We start from the raw sequence: 19614 nt of genomic DNA, 5'->3' as shown, positions 1-19614 counted from the left end.
GCTCATCCCTTCTCGCGGCGCCGGGCCGGTGTGCCCAGCGCGGTGTCGTACAGATCGAGGCTGCGGCCCTCGTGGCAGCGCCGTACGGCCTCGGCGAGCATCACGTCCTCGTGGTCGGCCCAGGCAGCCGTCACCGGCAGCCCCAGCCGCACCGAGATCCGTCCCAGCGCGGTGAGCAGCCAGGCCGGCTCGGCGAGGAACCCGCCCGTGCCCGCGTGCCGGGCCGCACGCCACACCCCGAGGCAGGCGGCGGCGGCGGCGAGCAGCGCGTAGCGCTCGCTCAGCGCGAAGCCGCGTGGATTGGCGAGCGCGGCGGGATCCAGCTCGGGCAGCCGCCGGCACCGTTCGCGCAGGTCGGCCAGCTCGTCCGAGAGCGCGGTCGGCCAGTCGGCCAGGCCGACGTCGGCCAGCCCGTCCCGGGCCCGCGCGAGCAGCACGGTGAGGCCGTCGTCGGCCGCCGCAAGCTTCAGCCGGGTGCCCTCCAGGGGCGGTACCGGCCCGTCCGGCCGGAACAGCTCCTCCGGGGCCGGCCGCCCCCGCGCCGTCCAGGAGCGGCGTGCCAGCGTCGGCAGCTGCGGCAGCAGCGTGGCCAGGGCGGCGGCCGACCCGGTGGGGCCCGGCGGCATCGCCGCGAGATCCCGCACCTGTTTGTGGAAGGTGCCGAGGCCGTCTCCGTCCCGCAGGGAGTCGGTCCCCAGGACCGTCATCAGATCGCCCACGCCCTCCTGGAGCAGCCGCAGCACCAGATACCTGGCCGCGGCCGACCAGATGCTCGACCGTTCCGGCATCAGATGCAGCGAGCGCAGCGTCACCAGCGACAGACAGTCCGCGGCCAGCAGATCGGCGAACGCGCACACCAGCGTGCGGCGCGTGACCCGGGAGCGCAGCCCCCGCACCCCGCCGCGCTCCGTCAGCACGGCCGTCAGCACGGTGCGCAGAGCGGTGTCGGCGCAGCCGACCGCCATCGACGGGAGCAGCGACAGGCGCGCCTGGGCCACCCGCCGGGTGACCCACTGACCGTCGCCCGCCTCGCCGATCACGGCCCCGGCCGGCACCGCCCAGTCCTCCAGCACGAGTTCACCCGCGGGGATACGGCGCGGAACCGTGACGTCGTACGGCGACAGCTGCCCCACCGCGCCCGCCGGGAGGTCCTCGCGGCGCAGGAGCAGCACCGACTCGCCCTGCGAGCCGGTGTGCCGGGGCACCACCACGAACCCCGCGGCGCGCGGGGCGTTCACCAGGCCGGTGGTACGGCCCGTCAGCCGCAGCGGACCCCGGTCGCCGGCGGTCGCGCCCAGGCCGTCCTCGACGGCCGCGCCGCCGGTGATGCGCTCGCCGGCGAGCAGCATGCGGGCGGTGGCCCCGCGCTGGCCGGCGGTGCCGAAGCACCACGCGTACAGCGCGGCGCCCAGTGACGCGGAGCCGTAGCCGCGGCCGAGCGCGGCGTCGCGCCGGAACACCGCCCGCAGCAGGGCGGCGGCCTCGTCCAGGCCCGCCAGCCGCCCGCCGTGCTCCGCGGGCACGAAGTCCTCGTGCAGCCCGAACGACGCGAGCGACGGCTCGCCGCCGAGCGGAAGGTCCCCGCGGCGTTCCGCCGCGAGCACCGCGGCGTCCCCCAGCGGGTTCGCCGTGTCGCGCGGGTCGCCGAGCACCGCCTCCAGCGCGGCCCGCCGGGCCGCCGGGTCGCGCGGCGCCGGGGACTGCCGGGAGAGCCCCGCCTGCCGTGCGGCGTCCGACGGGACTCTCGCGACAGGCCCTGCCTCCGTCATGGTCGTCTCCTCGCGTCCGGTGCGTACGCAACGGTCGCGGAGGGAGCTGGAGCGCGGCTCGGAGTGGGCTCGAACACGCCGGGTCGGGCCGGGGCACGGCGATAACCGGACCCACGAAACGTGGCGGGTCCTGCGGATCCGGCGAGATCTGGCGGATTCTGCGGGTGCGGCGAGATTTGGCGGGTCCTGCGGATCCCGAGAGATCTGGCGGATTCTGCGGGTGCGGCGAGATTTGGCGGGTCCTGCGGATCCGCGAGACCCGACGGATCCCGCGGATCCCGCTGATCCCGCGAGACCTGGCGGACCCTGCGGATCCCGCGAGACCCGACGGACTGTGCGGATCCCGAGAGACCCGACGGACTGTGCGGATCCCGAGAGACCCGACGGACTGTGCGGATCCCGGGAGACCCGACGGACTGTGCGGATCCCGAGAGACCCGACGGACTGTGCGGATCCCGGGAGACCCGACGGACTGCGCGGATCCCGAGAGACCCGACGGACTGTGCGGATCCCGCGAGACCCCGCGCACCCCGCCTCGCGGCCCGGCGGGAGCCCTACGCCGCGCGTACCCCGGGCACCACCCGGCGGTCACGGAGCACCGCCGCCGCGTGCGCCGCCGACGCGAGGGTCATGTGCCGGTGCCAGCCCTGGAAGGAGCGCCCCGCGAAGTCCCGTATCCCTGTGTGCTCGGCCACCCGGCTGAAGGCCAGCTCCACGGTGTCGGCCAGCGCGGCGAGCGCGAGCGGGGTCTCGTCGAAGCGGCAGGACGCACCGGTACTGCGGGACGCAGCGGTATCGCGGGACGTGCCGAGGCCGGCGGGTGCGCCGGGGTCGGGCGCGGTGGCGAGCCAGTAGCGGTCCGGGCCGCGGGTTCCGGCCGCCCACTGGGCGAGCAGCAGCAGGGGCTGTCGCGGGGCGGCGGGGAGCACGACGGGAAGCGCGGCCCGCACCAGGCGTCCTTCGGCGGGGCGCCACAGACGCCGGCACCCGGCGACGAGCTGGTCCGCCGTGGACGGCCGTTCGCTGTAACTGTGCAGGACGGACGGGTCGACGCGCAGCGGGGTGGCCGCGGGCACGCGGACCACGGCGGGAACGCCCGCCGGCACCAGGACCCGCAGTATCCGTGCGGGGTCGAGTCCCTCGGCGTCGACCACGACGGGCCGCCGCGACGGCAGGCCGCGGCTCGCCCCGAGGGCGAGCCGCGCCGCGACCTCCTCGGGCCCGGCGGGCAGCGCGTCGGCCGGTATCTGCGCGCGGCTGCGCCGGTCGGGGTCGTCGAGCCAGGCACGGGTCAGCAGCAGAGCCCAGTCGCAGGGGACGGCGGTGTGCTCGGACGCGAGCCAGGCGCCGTACGCCTGCTGACCGTGGACGGTCATACCGAGGTGCGGCACGAACTGCTGGTCGACGCCCACGGAGTGCGGTCCGGCCTTCGGGATCACGAGGGGCCTGAGGACCCACGCGCGGGGGGCGACGGCGTCCTCGACGTACCGGGCGAGCGCGAGCCGTACCTGTGTCCAGTCCCACGAGGAGTTGCTGATGAAGTGGTGGACGCTCTGCTTGGCGGGCTCACGGTCGGCGGGCTCGCCCTCCATCCAGTCGGCGATGTTCCGCAGGGTCTTGCGTCCGGGCACGGACAGCAGGGCCCGGACGTACCGTTCCGCCTTGAGCCGCTGGCCTGCCCGCGGCATCGAGGCGAACAGCCCTGAGCAGAGCTCTGTAACGTGGTCGCGATGGTCGTACATCGGCCTTCCCCCTCCGGACGGCGACCGGAGCGGCTACTCCCGGCCAAAAAACACACTGGCCGTCGGCGGTACCGAGCCTTTCCCGGCGCGATTCCGCATCGGTCCCTCATGGCGGGAAGTCGCTGGCGCGGCGGGCCAGGAGGGGGCAGATCGGGCCTCCGGAACGAGGGGTCGAAAATGGCCACCAGTTGACCTGGCGGGCCGTCACAGGAAATAAGCGTTTACCGTGACACTGCGGTAGCGGAGCGTACAAGGATCAATTGATGCGATCGAACAAGCCTGCATAGAATCTGGCAGCTGTCGATCAGACCTGAAAGATCGTCGACGGGGGGCTGTGCGGAGATGGCACATAGTGCTGCAGAAATTCGGAGCCCGAGATTCCGAATCCTCGGCGTTCTCGAAGGCTGGTACGAGGATTCACCGCTGAGACTCGGCGGGGCTCTGCGTTCACGCACACTGGTGATGCTGCTCCTGGAGGCGAACCGAGTCGTTCCCGTGCCACGCCTGGTGGAGGCCGCCTGGGACGAGAATCCGCCGATCAGCGCCTCGCACCAGATCCGCAAGGCGGTCGCCGAACTGCGGCAGCGCATACCGGGCGGGGCCGAGATGATACTGACCGACGGGCCCGGCTACCGGGCGTCGGTGGGCGAGGACCAGCTGGACCTCAGCCAGTACCGGTCCCGACTGCGCCGGGCGCGCAAGGCCGTGGAGGAGGGCCGTCGGGCCCTCGCCGCGGAAGAGCTCAGAGCGGCGATGGAACTGTGGCGCGGCCCGGTCATGGCAGGCTTCGGCGGCTCGGTCATCGACGCCGCGTCGGCGGCACTGGAGGAGCAGCATCTGGCGGCCGCCGAGCAGTTGTTCAGCCTGCAGCTGTCGGCCGGTGAGGCATCGGCGGTCGTCGGTGAACTGCGTGTGCTGGTCAATCAGCATCCGCTGCGGGAGACCCTGCGCGGACAGCTGATGCTCGCCCTGTACCGCACGGGACGGCAGGCCGAGGCCCTGGAGGAGTACGGGCGCGTCCGCCACCTCCTCGCCGAGGAGCTGGGCATCGACCCCAGCACCGCCCTGACGAAGCTGTACGAGGACATCCTGCGCCAGAGCCCCGAACTGGCCCTTGACGAGCCGGTACGGGAACCGCCCGCGCCGCCCGCCACCACCCCCTTACCAGGGCCGGGCGAGCCCGGCCCGAGCGCACCCTCCTCCCTCCCGGCGCCGCCCTCCGCGCCGACGTCCTCCGCCGCGCCCGCGCCGCCCTTGCCGTCCGCACCGGCCATGCCGTCCTCGCCGAGCACGCTGCCGTACGCCCTGCGGGACTTCTCGGGCCGGGCGGCCGAGATGGACTGGATCCGTGAGACGGCCCTCGACAAGGACGGCGTCTGGGCGCACATCATCGCCATCGACGGCATGGGCGGCAGCGGCAAGACCGCGCTGGCCGTGCAGGCCGCCCACCAGCTCGCGCCGTACTGGCCGGACAGCCAGCTCTTCGTCGACATGCGCGGATTCACCCCCGGTCAGGAGCCGTTGAGCTCGGCCGCCGCGCTCGACGCGCTGCTGGCGTCGGCGGGTGTGCCCAGCGAGGAACTGCCCGACGACCCCGCGGCCCGTACCGCGCTGTGGCGTTCGATCACGGCGCAGCGCAGGCTGCTGATCGTCCTCGACAACGCCGCCACCGCCGAACAGGTCATGCCGCTGATCCCGGCCTCCCCCGACTGCCTGACCATCGTCACCAGCCGCCCCCGCCTGGTGGATCTGGACGGGGCCCGCTGGCTGTCACTGGACGTGCTGTCCGACGACGACGCCACCGAATTGCTGGCCCGGACCCTCGGCAAGGAGTGGGTCGAGCGCGAACCGGAGGCCTGTGCCCAGCTGATCCGGCTCTGCGGCCGGCTGCCGCTCGCGATCCGCATCTCCGCCGCCCGCCTCAGGAACCGCTCGCACTGGACGATCCAGCGGCTCGTGGACCGGCTGTGCGACGAGACCCGCCGACTGGACGAACTCAACTCCACCGGCCGCAGCGTCGCGGTCGTGCTGCGCATGTCGTACCAGGCGATGGGTGAGGAGAAGCGCACGGCCTTCCGGCTGCTGGGCCTGCACCCGGGCCGCAACATCGACCCCGCGGACGCCGGGGCGCTCCTCGACTGCCACCCCCACGACGCCGAGGAGATCCTGGAGCACCTGCTCGACGCCCACCTGCTGGAACAGCGCGAGCCCGGCTGGTACCGGATGCACGATCTGGTCCGGAGCTTCGCCAGAGGTCTCCTCGGCACCCAGCAGGCCGGGGAGGAGGAGAACCAGGCGGTGCGCCGGCTCCTGGACCACTACCTGCTGACGGCGGAGAGCGCCTGCGACACCCTCTTCCCGAAGCGACCGCGGTTCCCGGAGTTCCTGCCGCCCGGCCGCCCGCTCCACCCCGGTTTCGCCTCGGCCGACGAGGCGCTGCAGTGGCTGGACCGGCAGCGGGACAGCCTGCTGTCCGCCGTGGACCTGGCCGTGGAGAACGACCACCTGCTGCACGCCGCGTACCTGCCGCGCGCCCTCGGCTTCCACTCCCACGTCAGGAACTACCCGCACGACCTTCAGGAGACCAACCAGGCAGCTGTGGCAGCCGCCCGCAGCCTGGGGCAACCGGTCCTGCTGCGCATCAGCCTGACGAATCTGGCCATGGGCCAGTGGAGGCTCGGGCTGTACGAGGAGTCCGCCGCGCATCTGCGGGAGGCGCTGGAGGTGGCCCGCGCCGGTGACAGGCTCGGCGAGGCCGTGTGCATGAGCAGGCTGGGCCAGGTCTACAACAGCCTCGGCAAGTTCGGCGAGGCGCTGGAACTGCTCACCGGCTCGGCGCGACTGCAGCAGGAGCTCGGCCAGGTGAGAGAGGAGGCGGTGAGCCTCGGGCTGCTCAGCTCGGTCAACGCCCGGCTGGGCAGGTACCAGGAGTCGGTCGACGCGGCGGCCCGCTCGCTCGCGCTGTACCGGGATATCGGAGAGATCAGCAACTCGATCGTCTCACTGTCGACGCTGGCCCTGGCCCTGCTGGGACTCCGAAGACCACAGACCGCCCTGGAACGGCTCGACGAGGCCCTGGAGCTCTGCGACCGGCTGAACAAGCCCGCCAACACGGCCCTCATCCTGTCCTACTGCGCCGACGCCTATGTGATGCTCGGCCGGCCCGAGCTGGCGCTGCCCTACATCGAGCGCGCCACGGAGCTGGCGGCCGCCGAGACCACCGCGCGCCGGGCCACGGTGGAGAACGCCGCGGGGCGAGTGCTGCGCGCGCTGGGGAAGTTCTCCGAGGCCCGGGACAGACACCGCAACGCCCATGAACTGGCCTCCGGCATAGCGTTCCGCTACGAGATGGCGCAGGCGATGCACGGACTTGCGAAGGCCGGCGAGGAACTGGGTGACTTCGCCGGCGCCGAGGCCCACCGGCGCCGTGCCGACGAGCTCTTCGCCGAGATGGGCGTGCCGCACGACGCACGCCGGCTCGCCTGAGCCGGGACGTCGATCGGGCCCCGGCCTCCCGTTCCGAGGACGGGGCCCGCAGCGGCCCCGTCTGCCGCCGCCCGAGCCCACGGCGGACAGCCCTTGGGCGATCAGGGATCGATCCGTGTCAGGCGTGTGGAGGTCCAGGGTGGTTCACGCGGCGCGGAGCACAGGCGTCCTCGGCGCGACCGACGGCCCGTGGTCGTCGTTGAGACCGGCGGAGGCGGACGCGACGGAGGGGCCGTGGTCGTCGGCAACCGTTCCGGAGGGGCCGTGGTCGTCGGCGGCGATGACCGACGGGCCGTGGTCGTCGGCGAGGATGACTCCCGCGGATGCGCCGGAGGGCCCGTGGTCGTCCGCCAGAAGAGAGCCGACCGGACCTGTCACAGCAATCCCCCAAATGCCAGCCGTAGCGATAACGCCGATCACGCCGGTCATCTTGCCGCGCATTCTGTGCCCCTTCGGTGGATGTCATTTCCTCTGACACCACCGACAATTCCAGTCCCTCCTCCCGTGTCGTTCCTCTCTTCCGTCTCTCGACTTCCTCGTTCCTGAGCTGGGGAAACAGCACCGTTACCGCCTCATTCCCGCGCCTCTTCCCGCCTTTCTACCCGTCTTTCCTCCGGCGTCCGTCCCGGCATCCCATCCGGCTTCCCCTCCGGCCTCTCCGCCCGTATGTCGGCGCGTAGCAGTCCCAGTGCGTCCCTGCTGCGCCGAGCCGCCTCCTCCGCGGTTTCACCCGACACCACGACATATCCGTTGCCGGTGCCATTCGGGATCGGCACGGAGTCGCCCGGGGCATACGGGAAACTCACCGCCTGCGTATAAGGCAGGGCGCAGATGCTGTCGATTCCGGCGACCGTGCGCAGCCGCCCCGCGGGGACACGGAAGAAATCGATCGCGGCGAAGCGGACGGCCTCGGGCACCGGGCCCATCTCCTTGCCCACGAGGGAGGTGAATACCGCGGCCTCCAGATCGAGGCCCTGGGCGATGTCCACGAGCAGCGGAATGCGGTCACCGCCCAGACCGGCCCGTGCCGAGATGACGCGTGGACCGTCCGCGGCGGACGCGATCTCGAAGTGCGTCGGCCCGAAGTGATGTCCCGCCGCGTCCAGTGTCCGGGTGACCAGGCGCTCCACCGCGGACCGGTCGAGGGCCGTGGACGGAGCGGGATGGAGATGGCCCGTGCCGTGCCGGGCGGTCACCCCGATGACCTGATGTCGTCCCTCCGTGGAGAACACCTGAACGCTGAATCCCGGCCACTCCGGCACGGGGCCGGAGGGACCGGGACAGGGCAGCGGATCACGGGGTGCGGGACGGACGCGGCTCAGGGCACGGACGGCGGACGGGGGGTTCGGAGCCCGGCCGAGCCGCCAGGCCTCCTCCAGCGCCGGCAGCACGCGGTCCAGCGGGTCGTCGGCGGACAGGTGCAGCACATGGCCGATGCCGTGCCGCCGCACGGTCCTGTTCACCAACGCACGCAGCCCCCGCTCGTCGGAGGTGTCCGTGAGCAGGAGCTCGTGCGAGGCGTCCTCGATCCGGCGCAGGCTCCGCGGGTCGGTCAGCCCGGGATCCCACAGGGACCACACGTCGAATCCGGCGGCGACGGCCTTCCGGATGACTCGGTACCGGGGCAGCACCAACAGGAGCCGCCTGTCGTCAGTTCGAGCCGCCATGGTCACGAGCCCGCCTCTCTCTTGTTGTGGAGGGACCGGAGCCGGAACCCGGTCGGCTACGCCGCCGCTTCCTGCCCAGTGGCCGCGCCGATGTGGGCGGTGACCGCGTCGACCAGGCCGTCCAGGGCCTTGACCACGGAGGGCTCGGTGATGACGCCCTCGGGCGTGCGGAGCTCGATCGCGTTGCCGACCGCCACCTGCTCGCAGTCGATGAGCGCGGCACCGCAGTTGCCGAGGATCTGACGCACGTGCGGCTGTACGTTCTCCCCGCCGGCCGGGCCCGGGGAGGCGCTGACGACGACCGTGGGCAGGCCCTCCAGCGGCGCGCGGTCCGCGTCGCCCGGCCGGGACAGCCAGTCGAGGGCGTTCTTGAGGACGCCCGACGGGTAACCGTTGTACGCGGGGCTGCTGATGATCAGCGCATCGGCGGAGGCGACCTGCGCCTTCGCCGCGAGCAGGTCGGGTGTGCCGCCGGCGCGCTCCAGGTCCTCGTCGAAGAGCGGGAAGTGACGCAAGGACAACTCCGTGATCTCGTAGCTCTCGTCCCGCTGCTCGAGGAGCCGCCGGACGGTGGCGATCACGGCGGCGTTCGCCGACTCACGGCGAATGCTGCCGGAGGCGAGCACGATCTTGGGCATGGCGATGGGTCCTCTCCGAGGTTCCTTCCGGGCGCACGACCCGGCTCCGGTCGTTGAGTGGCGAGCATGCCGGGGCTCGTTCCCGTCCCGTTCCCGTCCCGTTCCCGCCCGCCTTCCCGGGGTGACATGTGCGCACGGCGCGGGCACGGGCGGGCGTCGGCAGGGAGGGGATTCCGGGCCCCGCGGCGAGAGGGACAGGGGGGAGACCGTCTCGCGCGGGGCCCGGAAGCCACGGGGTGGGGGAATGTGTCTGCGCTGGTGAGGCCGTGTGCGGCTGGGGTGTGGAGGGCCGGGGGTGTGGGGGGTTCGGCGAAGTGGGGCCCCGGCCGGCCGGGGACAACCGGCCGGGGAGTCAGGGGGCCGCGACGGTGCCGCGGCGGATTGCCGCCCCGACGGGGGTGCCGGCTCAGCCGGCGATCGGCGCCACCCGGGGCCGGGCCAACGCCCGGTAGTCCTCGGTCCGGAGCGCGACCGAGAGGTCGAGGCGGCCCGCGCTGAAGTAGATCTCCTCGTGCTCCAGCAGCGCCGGGGCGACGACGAGCTCCAGTTCCGGGCCGCCGGCGAACGGGAGGACCGTGCCCCGCGGGCACCCGCTCAGGCGCTCGGCCTCCTCCGGCGGGATGAACGCGGCCGATGTGCCACCGAACAGGCGGGCGACCGCGACCAGGTCGACCGTCCGGTCGCCCGGCACCACCGCGACGACGTCCCGGATGACGCGGCGGCCGCGCCTGACCCGGACCATGAGGCACCTGGCCGACTGCTCCAGAGGGCTGCCCCGGAGCCTGCCGGCCTCCTCGACACGGTCGTCCGGGGCGTGCGGGAGCACGCGGTAGCGGGCTCCCCGCAGATCGAACGTGGTCAGCAGGCGCGGCCAGTCACGGGGGTTCTCCGCAGCGGGAGCGGTCGCCTCCGAGGCAGGTGCGGCCGACGCCTCGGGCGTCGTACCGCGTGAGCGGTCGGTGTCGAGCAGGGTAGGCACCGGATCCCTCTCCTTAGGTTCCTTGGGTCGTCCTCGGTTCGTCGCGTGCTTTCCGCCGGCACCTGAAAGGTCGCAGACCCGCGTCCCCTTTCCGTCCTGCCCGGTTCCCGTCCCGCCACCCGGCCGGCTGGAGGGACGGCGGAGCCCGCCTGGACGACGCCGGCCCGTCCGGTTGATCTCCGGATGGTCGCGGGGTGGTAGCGGGTTGGTCATGGGTTGAGGGGGTGGGGGCGGGGAATCAAGGAGACGCGTAGCGTGTTCGATGACACGGCAGGGGAAAGATCCTCCCTGAGCACTAGAGTCATTCCCTTTGCCTACCTATTACTCTTGAGCCAAGGCCGCGCAGGGTGGCCATGGAGGAGTGAAATGAGGAGCAGCAACCCGGTCTTCTCGCGACGGGGGTTCAGCCGCGACAACGGCTACGCGGGCTTCAACACCGCGCCGCAGGCCGGGGGAGCAGCTGTCGGCACCCAGGGCAACCCCTACGCCCAGCAGGGTGCCAACCCGTACGCGACGAACCCGTACGCCCAGCAGGACCTGCAGCACGGCGCGCCGCCGCAGGCCCCGGTCACCACCGGCCGTATGACGATGGACGACGTCGTCATGCGCACGGGTCTGACCCTCGGGACGGTCATCGTCGGCGCCGTCCTCGCCTGGGCCCTCCTGCCGGTCACGCCCACCAGCTACGGCCTGGCCGTCGGTGCCGCGCTGATCGCGTTCGTCCTGGCGATGGTGCAGTCCTTCAAGCGCAAGGCCTCGCCCGCCCTGATCCTCGCGTACGCCGCCTTCGAGGGCGTGTTCCTCGGTGTGATCAGCGAGATGTTCAACAGCCAGTGGGACGGCGCGCCCTTCCAGGCGGTGCTCGGCACCATGGCCGTCTCCGGCGCCACCCTCCTGGTCTACAAGGCCGGCTGGATCCGGGTCACCGCGCGGTACGCCCGTATCGGTCTGACCATCGCGATCGCCTTCATCCTGGTGATGGCGGTCAACCTGCTGCTGGTCGTCTTCGGCGCCGCCCCCGACGGCGGTCTGCGCAGCATGGGCCCGCTCGGCGCGATCGTCGGCATCTTCGCGATCCTGCTCGGCGCGTTCTTCCTGACCCTCGACTTCAAGCAGATCGAGGACGGCATCGCGTACGGCGCCCCGCGTGAGGAGTCCTGGCTGGCCGCGTTCGGCCTCACCATGACCCTCGTGTGGATCTACATCGAGATGCTCCGCCTGGTCGCCATCTTCAGCGGCGACGACTAGCAGGGGGCGGGCCCCGGGCCCGCCCGCCCGCAGTCAGGCGAAGGGCCCCCGAACCGGATGGTTCGGGGGCCCTTCGTGCTGTTTCGGCGCCCTCAGCGGAGCTTCCTCGCGGCCCTCCTCAGGTCGTACTCATGAACGATCGCTTTGGCGTGGCCGTACGCGAGGTCGTACTCGTGCCGGAGCCAGCTGACCTTCTCCTCGAAGTTGAAGAGAGCGGGGCCTTCATCGACTTTGCGCAGCCAGTCGGATACTTCACGACCGGTGCAATGGGGGATGCGGGCGAGCAGATTGCGATGGGTCTCCTCGGAGAAGACTTGGGACATCGGCGCCTCCGGACGAAAGGGAATGTAAGCCGGTCCTTCAGGTCACGTTGCCTGAGTGGCGGCGTGTTGGCAACAGTCCGGTTCGGGCGCGTACGCTCGCGGCGTGCTTGATACGACGCCGTTGACCCGTGCCGTGGACCATTTCGCCGACCGGTTGCGGGCCGCGCCGCAGAGCCGGCTGCAACGGGGCGGCGCGGCGGAGGCACTGGCGCTGGCCAGGGAATTGGCACTGCGTGCCCAGCGTCTGGAGGCGCCGCAGGAGGAGCCCAGGGAGATGCCGGACGCGGGGATGTTCGCTGCGGCGGATCAGGTGATGGTCGCCGGGAACGATCTCGCGCTCGTCCTGGCCGACGAGGCCGGGCTGGCGGAGGCGGTGGCGCTGGTGGAGGAGGCTCAGAAGAGAGCGGGCGTGTGATCCCGCCCGGCCCTTCACCGGCCGTCTACAGGGAAGCGATCACCCTGTCCGCGAGGATGTAGACCATGTCGTCGCCGCACTCGAACGTGAGGGTGTACGCGCCCGAGACGCCCGAGCCGCCCAGGAGGACCGGCGTCCGACCGCTCTGGAGGGCCCTGGCGAGGCGCTCGGCGGTCTCGCGGTGGCCGGGGGTCATGCACAGGGTGGTGCCGTCGGCGAAGACATACACGTCGAGGGTGCCGAGGGGGCCCGGGCGGACGTCGGCCAGCTCGGTGCGGGAGGCGGCCAGGTCCTCCAGGCAGGCGACCGTGCGCTCGTGGTCGTTGGTGACCGGTGACTGCACCGGGACGAAGTCGGGGTGCGAGGGGTGGCGGCGGCGGGCCGCGGCCAGCTCCGCGGACTCCCCGGCGAACTCGTCGCCCTCGAGGCTCGGCTCGGTCACCGGTTCCAGGTGCTCCAGACCCGCGAAATCGGACTGCCGGGGCAGGAACAGCTCACTGTCGGGCAGACCCAGCAGGGAGGGCGCGTCGGAGGCGTCACGGGCCTCCTGGGCGGCCCAGAACGCCCGCGCCTCGGCCAGCTCGCGCTCCCGCTCCTCGGCGAGCGCCTCGGCCACCGCGGCGCGTATCTCCTCCGTGTCGGCGGCCGTACGGGCGGCGGGCACGACGGCACGCACACCGGCGAGACGGCTCTCGGCCAGCTCGTCGCGCAGAGCGGCGACCTGACGGCGCAGCCCCGTGAGGCTGCGCAGGACGGCCACGCCCACGGCGGCGGTGGCCGCCGTGGTGAGCAGCAGGGCGATCGGCATGGCGCTCACTGACGTACTCCCGGTTCAAAGTCGACCCCCGACTTCCTACATCAGCTTGAAGGGCGGACTAACCAGCTGTCAGTGCGTAACGTCACGAAAGGGGCAGGACTTTGCCTGGCTGTTTCGTGGTGAAATGGCTCTGACCTGCGTAAATCGCTCTCCGGCGGGAGATAGGTCACATCCTGGGGGAGATTGGATCACAAAACGGCCCGGAGCCCCGGTGATTCCGGGACCCCGGGCCACAGCATCACGGTCGGTTCCCGTGCGGCTACGGCGGAGCGGTCAGCTCAGGCGCTCGATGACCATCGCCATGCCCTGGCCGCCGCCGACGCACATCGTCTCCAGGCCGAACTGCTTGTCGTGGAACTGGAGGGAGTTGATCAGCGTGCCGGTGATGCGGGCGCCGGTCATGCCGAAGGGGTGGCCGACGGCGATGGCGCCGCCGTTCACGTTCAGCTTCTCCAGCGGGATGTTCAGGTCGCGGTACGAGGGGATCACCTGGGCGGCGAAGGCCTCGTTGATCTCGACGAGGTCGATGTCGTCGATGGTCAGCCCGGCGCGGGAGAGGGCCTGCTTCGACGCCTCCACCGGGCCGTAGCCCATGATCTCGGGGGACAGGCCGGAGACACCGGTCGAGACGATCCGCGCCAGTGGGGTCAGGCCGAGCTCGCGGGCCTTGGTGTCGGACATGATCACGAGCGCGGCGGCGCCGTCGTTCAGCGGGCAGCAGTTGCCGGCCGTGACCAGGCCGTCCTCGCGGAAGACCGGCTTGAGGCCCTGTACGGCCTCCAGGGTGACGCCGGCGCGGGGACCGTCGTCCTTGCTGACCACGGTGCCGTCGGGCAGCGTCACCGGGGTGATCTCGCGCTCCCAGAAGCCCTTCTTGATGGCTTCCTCGGCGAGGTTCTGCGAACGGACGCCGAACTCGTCCATCTCCTGCCGGGTCACACCCCAGGAGCGGGCCAGGTTCTCCGCGGTCTGGCCCATGGAGATGTACGGGTCGGGCAGCACGCCGTCCTCGCGCGGGTCGTGCCAGGAGGCGCCCACCGACTTCGACACGGCCTCCGTGCGGGCCTCCGCCTCGGCGAAAAGGGGGTTGTGGGTGTCCGGCATGCCGTCGCTGGTGCCCTTCACGCTGCGGGACACCATCTCGACGCCGGCCGAGATGAAGACGTCGCCCTCGCCGGCCTTGATGGCGTGCAGGGCCATGCGGGAGGTCTGCAGCGAGGAGGAGCAGTAACGGGTGATGGTGCAGCCCGGCAGGTGGTCCATGCCCATCTGCACGGCGACGATCCGGCCGAGGTTGTGACCCTGCTCGCCGCCGGGGAGGCCACAGCCGAGCATCAGGTCGTCGATGTCCTTCGGGTCCAGCGCCGGGACCTTGTCCAGGGCCGCCTTGATGATCGTGGCGGTCAGGTCGTCGGGGCGCAGGTCCTTGAGCGAGCCCTTGAAGGCGCGGCCGATGGGGGAGCGGGCGGCTGAGACGATCACGGCTTCGGGCATCACGGCTCCATAATCAAGAAGGTGTGGCGCGTAGCGCCCCGTTGAGGGGCGGTGGTCGGGCGACGGGCGGGCGTACGGTGCCCCCCGGTCGGACAGGGGCAGGGCTGTGGGGGAAGTTACCCGTACGTAGGGGCGAGGTCACGGCCATAAGGGTGTGACTCCGACCGCACTTTTCTAAGCGCTTGCTTTTTGGCCGGGTGACGCGCCGTTCCCCGCGCCCCTGAAAAGCGACCGGGGCTGCGCCCCGTGCTTTGCGAATGAAGGGCGGGCCGCAGGCCCGTTCCTCCAGGCGCGCGGGGAACTGCGCGACCAGCCCCCATCCACCCGCACCGGCCCATCCACCCGCACCGGCCCATCCACGCACCCGCAAACCACACGTACCCCCGAGTCGCTGGGCGCCCGGCGTCACGCAGACGGCTCGGCCGCCGTCGTGGGGGCCGGGTCCGTCGCCGGCACCCGGCGCCGCCGGCGTCGCTTCAGGAGGGCCCACGGCCCCCGCGGCCCCGTCGGCATCGCGGCCGTCACCTCCGTGCCGGCCTCGGACGCGGCCTCGGCGGCTGCCCGGGCGACCGGCAGGAAGCCCTCGCGGCGGGAGACGTCGGGGCGCTCCTCCTCCGCGGGCCACAGGTTGAGCGCCGCGCACACGGTGGGGAGGACGGCCATTGCCGCCGTCGCGTAGCCCTCCGCGGAGGGGTGGTAGTTGTCGGGGCCGAACAGCTCGCGGGGGTTCGCCGCGAACTCGGGGCCCAGCAGGTCACCCAGGGACACCGTGCGGCCGCCCTGTTCGACGACACCGATCGTCTGGGCGGCCGCCAGCTGCCGCGAGGCCCGTCTGGCGAGCCAGCGCAGGGGCTGCTGCACGGGCTCGATCGTGCCGAGGTCGGGGCAGGTGCCGACGACGACCTCCGCGCCGGCCGTGCGCAGTCGGCGTACGGCGGCCGACAGGTGCCGCACCGAGCGGGTCGGGGGCATGCGGTGGGTCACGTCGTTCGCGCCGATCATGATCACGCAGACGTCGGGAACCCGGTCCGAGTCCTCCAGGACCAGCGCGACCTGGCGGTCCAGATCGTCCGACTGGGCGCCCGGCAGCGCGACGTTCCGCAGCTCCACGGGGTGCTCGGCCACCGCCGCGAGCCCAGAGGCGAGAAGGGCGCCCGGTGTCTGCCGGGCCCGGTGGACACCCTGGCCCGCGGCGGTGGAGTCGCCGAGCATGACCAGACGCAGCGGGGGGTCGTCGGAGGTGTCGTGCGGGGCGAGCGGGCCGAACGGGCGGCCGTACCGACTGCCGTAGGAGCGGCCGTAGAGGCCTTCGGCGCTCGGTGGATACGGGCTGTTGCCGTTGCCCACGACCCGCTTGGCCATCCGCACCTCGGTCAGCAGCACGCCGACGGCCGCCGCACCGACCAGTCCGATGCCACCGCCGCCGTACGCCGCGCCCGCCGCGATGCGCCGGGCCACCCTCGCTCTGGACATGCTCGACATGCGTCGCCGCCACCTCCTCGTCGCCGTACAACCACTCATTGCCCCGTAGCGGCCCTCGGCCAATCCCTGGGCAGAGTGAACAGTGAGGGGATCAAGAGGGGCGGGGCTTAGGCTGGCGTGACATCACGACCATCACTTTTGCGGCTCCGGAGACAACGGTGCAATTCCACGACTCGATGATCAGCCTCGTCGGCAACACCCCGCTCGTGAGGCTCAACAGCGTGACCGAGGGCATCCAGGCGACCGTCCTGGCCAAGGTTGAGTACTTCAATCCCGGCGGTTCCGTGAAGGACCGCATCGCCCTGCGCATGATCGAGGCGGCGGAGAAGAGCGGGGAGCTGAAGCCCGGCGGCACGATCGTCGAGCCGACCAGCGGCAACACGGGCGTCGGGCTCGCGATCGTCGCACAGCAGAAGGGGTACAAGTGCATCTTCGTGTGCCCCGACAAGGTGAGCACCGACAAGATCAACGTGCTGCGGGCGTACGGCGCCGAGGTCGTCGTCTGCCCCACGGCCGTCGCCCCCGAGCACCCCGACTCGTACTACAACGTCTCCGACCGGCTGGTGCGCGAGACGCCCGGAGCCTGGAAGCCGGACCAGTACTCCAACCCCAACAACCCGGAGTCCCACTACCACTCGACCGGCCCTGAGCTGTGGGAGCAGACGGAGGGGCGGATCACCCACTTCGTGGCGGGCGTCGGCACCGGGGGGACCATCTCCGGCACCGGGCGCTACCTCAAGGACGTGAGCGACGGCCGTGTCCAGGTCGTCGGCGCCGACCCCGAGGGGTCCGTGTACTCCGGCGGGTCCGGGCGGCCGTACCTGGTCGAGGGCGTGGGTGAGGACTTCTGGCCGACGGCGTACGACCGGACCGTCGCCGACGAGATCGTGGCCGTGTCCGACAAGGACTCCTTCCAGATGACCCGGCGGCTGGCCAAGGAGGAGGGGCTGCTGGTGGGCGGCTCCTGCGGCATGGCGGTCGTCGCCGCGCTGCGTGTCGCCGAGCGGCTCGGGAAGGACGACGTCGTGGTGGTCCTGCTCCCGGACAGCGGACGCGGCTACCTCAGCAAGATCTTCAACGACGAGTGGATGGCCGACTACGGCTTCCTGGAGGACGAGGGCCCGAGCGCCCGCGTCGCCGACGTCCTCAACCACAAGGAGGGCGGCTCCATCCCCTCGCTCGTCCACATGCACCCGGACGAGACGGTCGGTCAGGCGATCGAGGTGCTGCGCGAGTACGGCGTCTCCCAGATGCCGATCGTGAAGCCGGGCGCCGGGCACCCGGACGTCATGGCCGCCGAGGTCGTGGGGTCCGTCGTGGAACGCGAGCTGCTCGACGCGCTGTTCACCCAGCGGGCCTCGCTCGACGACCCGCTGGAGAAGCACATGTCGGCGCCGCTGCCGCAGGTCGGTTCCGGTGAGCCGGTCGCTGACCTGATGTCCGTGCTCGGCCGGGCCGACGCGGCGATCGTGCTCGTCGAGGGCAAGCCGAAGGGCGTCGTCAGCCGGCAGGACCTGCTCTCGTTCCTCGCCAAGGACGGGGTCAGGCAGTAGGGCGACCGGGAGGGGCTTCGGCCCGCACCGGGAGGAAACGCTCCAAGCGGCCTGCGCGGGCGAAGAATTGAGCGGGAATCGCGTTCGACTTCGCAGAAGTGGTACGAGCGCGTCACGTCCGCGCAGCACCCGCTTAACACGGGTCCGGCACAGTGGTGGATGTCGGCAGGGCGGTGGGGGAGGCTCCCCGCTCCGGCCGGCAACCGAAACGGCGTCACGGACCTCCGGAGCGGCTCCCGGACCTCCATGGACGCCACGGACGCGTAGCCCGGCCTGACCCGGCCCGCGTCCCCGCGGGGACCGCCGTCGTCCCGCCCCCCGTCACACGGGGGTGCGGCGGTCCCCGCGCATATCGCTGTCGGGGCCCGCCTGTTCCTATCCCGGCCGGTCCGCGTCACCGGACCGGTCGTCCTTCCGCCTGCCCAGGCGCGGCGACGTGCGCAGGGCCCAGGCGAGATTCACACCGACGATGCCCGCCCAGGTGACGAAGAGACCGCGGAAGTCGGCCACACCGCCGCCGATGCCGGAGAGCGGGATGGCGACGACGAGGGAGACGACGCCGAAGCCGTAGCGCTCGCCCCAGGAGTCGGTGGACTTGGGGGAACGGGACTCGCGGGCCAGCACCGTCTGCTGCTCCGCGACCGACCGCCGGACCCGGCGGTCGACCGCGCCGTCGATGCGCTGGTCCACCTTCTCCAGGAACGACTCCACAAGCGCGGACTCGTACTCCTCGCCCAGCTCCCCGCGCGCGTGCAGGGTGGCGGCGAGTTCCTTCTTGAGCTCGGTGTCCCCGAGCTGCGCGTCACGGGCTTCCATTCCGGTCATGCCTCTCACGGTAGGGAGCCGCGATGCGCCCGGCACTGGGGACAGCCCCCGTGTTCGCCCTGGGAACCACCCGCCGTCCCGCCCCGGAACGGGACGCTCCTTGCCCCGGCTGCATAGGGTCATGCAGAGTTCTCGGTGTCTGAATAGGCTGGGTGGTGTGCCCGTCGAGGGACGCCGCGGGCGGGCCCCGCTGGTCCTGTCCTCGACGCGGCGGACGCCCGGACGCAGGGTCGGGCAGGAACGCAGAGGGGGAGCGCGTCATGAGCGCCGAGCGGAACACCGGCGGCACGGGGGCGGCGGGCGGTGCGGACAGCCCCGCCGCGCGCCTCCAGACGCTGTTCGAGGGACACCGGCTGACGCCCACCCAGCGGCGGATCGCTCACAGCATGGTGCGGCGGGCCGCGGACGTGCCGTTCCTGTCGAGCGTGGAGCTCGCGGAACTCGCCGGGGTGAGCCAGCCGTCGGTGACCCGGTTCGCGGTGGCGCTCGGCTTCGACGGCTACCCGGCGCTGCGCCGGCACCTGCGCGAGGTCGCCCCCGCCGAGCCGGCCTCGGCCGCCGCCCTCAACGAGTACCAGCAGGCCGTCGAGGCCGAGATCGAGAACCTGCGGCATCTGGCCGAGGTGCTCGCCGACCCCTCCCCGGTGACGCGGGCCGGCCGGCTGCTCGCCGCGTCCAGGCCGCTGCCGGTCCTCGGGCTGCGGGCCGCCGCCTCCCAGGCGTACGGCTTCTCGTACTTCGCCGCGAAGGTCCACCCCGACGTACGGCTGCTGCACGAGGGCGGCAGCATGCTCCACGACCGGATCGACGCGGCGGTACGGGCCGGGGCGACCACGCTGCTGTGCTTCGCGCTGCCCCGGCATCCCCGCGAGGTCGTCGACATCCTCACGTACGCCAAGGAGGCCGGGCTGACGGTCGTCACGGTCGCCGACTCCGCCTTCGCGCCCGTCGCCAAGGTCTCCGACCTGCTGCTCCCCGCCGCCGTCGGGACGGGCCTGGCCTTCGACACCGCCTGCGCGCCGATGCTGCTCGGGCGGGTGCTCCTGGAGGCCATGTGCGACGACCTGCCCCAGGCGCAGGCGCGGCTGGAGGAGTTCGACGCGAAGGCCGCCGCTCGGGGGCTGTTCGTGGAGTAGCACCTCTTGGGTTCCGGCCGGGCCCGTGGTATTTCGCTTT

General features: G+C 72.1%; 16 protein-coding genes. 5 read left to right on the top strand and 11 right to left on the bottom strand.

Translation table 11 applies throughout. The annotated features are described in order from the left end of the window. Positions 1-2 precede the first annotated feature (2 nt). Both ACZ43N_RS27945 and ACZ43N_RS27940 read right to left on the bottom strand, forming a co-directional pair. Positions 3-1769: an acyl-CoA dehydrogenase gene (locus tag ACZ43N_RS27945; RefSeq protein ID WP_468101333.1), complete on the bottom strand. Its 1767-nt coding sequence runs from the start codon at positions 1767-1769 to the stop codon at positions 3-5. Between the two features lie 554 nt (positions 1770-2323). Beyond that, positions 2324-3511: an IS701 family transposase gene (locus ACZ43N_RS27940; RefSeq protein ID WP_468101332.1), complete on the bottom strand. Its 1188-nt coding sequence runs from the start codon at positions 3509-3511 to the stop codon at positions 2324-2326. Positions 3512-3973: 462 nt separating this feature from the next. On the opposite strand from ACZ43N_RS27940, the gene ACZ43N_RS27935 reads away from it, so the two are divergent. After that, on the top strand, positions 3974-6997 hold the full coding sequence (locus tag ACZ43N_RS27935; protein WP_468101330.1) for an AfsR/SARP family transcriptional regulator: 3024 nt from the start codon (positions 3974-3976) through the stop codon (positions 6995-6997). A gap of 144 nt (positions 6998-7141) precedes the next feature. On the opposite strand, the gene ACZ43N_RS27930 is transcribed toward ACZ43N_RS27935, so the two are convergent. From ACZ43N_RS27930 to ACZ43N_RS27915, 4 genes are all read right to left on the bottom strand, one after another. Continuing rightward, positions 7142-7438 carry a hypothetical protein gene (locus ACZ43N_RS27930; protein WP_468101329.1) on the bottom strand — a complete coding sequence of 99 codons (297 nt, stop codon included), beginning with the start codon at positions 7436-7438 and terminating at the stop codon, positions 7142-7144. 131 nt (positions 7439-7569) lie between these two features. Continuing rightward, the gene (locus ACZ43N_RS27925; protein ID WP_468101327.1) at positions 7570-8664 is read right to left on the bottom strand and encodes a hypothetical protein; all 1095 of its coding nucleotides are present in this window, start codon (positions 8662-8664) and stop codon (positions 7570-7572) included. Between the two features lie 56 nt (positions 8665-8720). Beyond that, positions 8721-9302, bottom strand: coding sequence for an NADPH-dependent FMN reductase (locus tag ACZ43N_RS27920; protein ID WP_468101326.1), 582 nt, complete (start codon positions 9300-9302; stop codon positions 8721-8723). Between the two features lie 406 nt (positions 9303-9708). Then, positions 9709-10281, bottom strand: a complete 573-nt coding sequence (locus tag ACZ43N_RS27915) for a YbaK/EbsC family protein (RefSeq protein WP_468101324.1) — start codon at positions 10279-10281, stop codon at positions 9709-9711. Positions 10282-10647: 366 nt separating this feature from the next. Between ACZ43N_RS27915 and ACZ43N_RS27910 the strand changes: the two genes are divergently transcribed. Next, on the top strand, positions 10648-11529 hold the full coding sequence (locus ACZ43N_RS27910) for a Bax inhibitor-1/YccA family protein (protein ID WP_468101322.1): 882 nt from the start codon (positions 10648-10650) through the stop codon (positions 11527-11529). Between the two features lie 92 nt (positions 11530-11621). Here the strand turns inward: ACZ43N_RS27910 and ACZ43N_RS27905 are convergent, their stop codons facing one another. After that, positions 11622-11852 carry a DUF4287 domain-containing protein gene (locus ACZ43N_RS27905; RefSeq protein WP_009338122.1) on the bottom strand — a complete coding sequence of 77 codons (231 nt, stop codon included), beginning with the start codon at positions 11850-11852 and terminating at the stop codon, positions 11622-11624. 103 nt (positions 11853-11955) lie between these two features. On the opposite strand from ACZ43N_RS27905, the gene ACZ43N_RS27900 reads away from it, so the two are divergent. Next, positions 11956-12267, top strand: a complete 312-nt coding sequence (locus tag ACZ43N_RS27900) for a hypothetical protein (protein WP_468101321.1) — start codon at positions 11956-11958, stop codon at positions 12265-12267. A 25-nt stretch (positions 12268-12292) separates the two neighbouring features. On the opposite strand, the gene ACZ43N_RS27895 is transcribed toward ACZ43N_RS27900, so the two are convergent. The 3 genes from ACZ43N_RS27895 to ACZ43N_RS27885 form a co-directional block, all read right to left on the bottom strand. Then, the gene (locus ACZ43N_RS27895) at positions 12293-13075 is read right to left on the bottom strand and encodes a hypothetical protein (RefSeq protein WP_468101509.1); all 783 of its coding nucleotides are present in this window, start codon (positions 13073-13075) and stop codon (positions 12293-12295) included. A 282-nt stretch (positions 13076-13357) separates the two neighbouring features. Then, positions 13358-14578 (bottom strand): acetyl-CoA C-acetyltransferase, encoded by a 1221-nt coding sequence (locus ACZ43N_RS27890; protein ID WP_468101320.1) that lies wholly within the window; start codon positions 14576-14578, stop codon positions 13358-13360. A 405-nt stretch (positions 14579-14983) separates the two neighbouring features. After that, positions 14984-16060, bottom strand: coding sequence for an SGNH/GDSL hydrolase family protein (locus tag ACZ43N_RS27885; protein WP_468101318.1), 1077 nt, complete (start codon positions 16058-16060; stop codon positions 14984-14986). A 158-nt stretch (positions 16061-16218) separates the two neighbouring features. Here ACZ43N_RS27885 and ACZ43N_RS27880 point away from each other — a divergent pair, with 158 nt between their 5' ends. Further along, positions 16219-17613 carry a cystathionine beta-synthase gene (locus ACZ43N_RS27880; RefSeq protein WP_468101316.1) on the top strand — a complete coding sequence of 465 codons (1395 nt, stop codon included), beginning with the start codon at positions 16219-16221 and terminating at the stop codon, positions 17611-17613. A gap of 375 nt (positions 17614-17988) precedes the next feature. On the opposite strand, the gene ACZ43N_RS27875 is transcribed toward ACZ43N_RS27880, so the two are convergent. After that, positions 17989-18429 (bottom strand): hypothetical protein, encoded by a 441-nt coding sequence (locus tag ACZ43N_RS27875; protein ID WP_468101508.1) that lies wholly within the window; start codon positions 18427-18429, stop codon positions 17989-17991. Positions 18430-18698: 269 nt separating this feature from the next. Here ACZ43N_RS27875 and ACZ43N_RS27870 point away from each other — a divergent pair, with 269 nt between their 5' ends. Then, the gene (locus ACZ43N_RS27870) at positions 18699-19574 is read left to right on the top strand and encodes a MurR/RpiR family transcriptional regulator (RefSeq protein WP_468101314.1); all 876 of its coding nucleotides are present in this window, start codon (positions 18699-18701) and stop codon (positions 19572-19574) included. Positions 19575-19614 lie beyond the last annotated feature (40 nt).

This window comes from Streptomyces sp. NPDC030814 (assembly GCF_055572155.1).
This window is presented reverse-complemented; position numbering and strand designations above follow the sequence as displayed.

What these genes read in the sequence shown, in the direction of transcription:
- ACZ43N_RS27885 (WP_468101318.1), bottom strand. Translation starts at nt 16,060, where the DNA reads ATGTCGAGCATGTCCAGAGCGAGGGTGGCCCGGCGCATCGCGGCGGGC.
- ACZ43N_RS27935 (WP_468101330.1), top strand. Translation starts at nt 3,974, where the DNA reads ATGCTGCTCCTGGAGGCGAACCGAGTCGTTCCCGTGCCACGCCTGGTG.
- ACZ43N_RS27870 (WP_468101314.1), top strand. Translation starts at nt 18,699, where the DNA reads ATGAGCGCCGAGCGGAACACCGGCGGCACGGGGGCGGCGGGCGGTGCG.
- ACZ43N_RS27895 (WP_468101509.1), bottom strand. Translation starts at nt 13,075, where the DNA reads ATGCCGATCGCCCTGCTGCTCACCACGGCGGCCACCGCCGCCGTGGGC.
- ACZ43N_RS27890 (WP_468101320.1), bottom strand. Translation starts at nt 14,578, where the DNA reads ATGCCCGAAGCCGTGATCGTCTCAGCCGCCCGCTCCCCCATCGGCCGC.
- ACZ43N_RS27875 (WP_468101508.1), bottom strand. Translation starts at nt 18,429, where the DNA reads ATGGAAGCCCGTGACGCGCAGCTCGGGGACACCGAGCTCAAGAAGGAA.
- ACZ43N_RS27905 (WP_009338122.1), bottom strand. Translation starts at nt 11,852, where the DNA reads ATGTCCCAAGTCTTCTCCGAGGAGACCCATCGCAATCTGCTCGCCCGC.
- ACZ43N_RS27930 (WP_468101329.1), bottom strand. Translation starts at nt 7,438, where the DNA reads ATGCGCGGCAAGATGACCGGCGTGATCGGCGTTATCGCTACGGCTGGC.
- ACZ43N_RS27945 (WP_468101333.1), bottom strand. Translation starts at nt 1,769, where the DNA reads ATGACGGAGGCAGGGCCTGTCGCGAGAGTCCCGTCGGACGCCGCACGG.
- ACZ43N_RS27910 (WP_468101322.1), top strand. Translation starts at nt 10,648, where the DNA reads ATGAGGAGCAGCAACCCGGTCTTCTCGCGACGGGGGTTCAGCCGCGAC.
- ACZ43N_RS27920 (WP_468101326.1), bottom strand. Translation starts at nt 9,302, where the DNA reads ATGCCCAAGATCGTGCTCGCCTCCGGCAGCATTCGCCGTGAGTCGGCG.
- ACZ43N_RS27940 (WP_468101332.1), bottom strand. Translation starts at nt 3,511, where the DNA reads ATGTACGACCATCGCGACCACGTTACAGAGCTCTGCTCAGGGCTGTTC.
- ACZ43N_RS27925 (WP_468101327.1), bottom strand. Translation starts at nt 8,664, where the DNA reads ATGGCGGCTCGAACTGACGACAGGCGGCTCCTGTTGGTGCTGCCCCGG.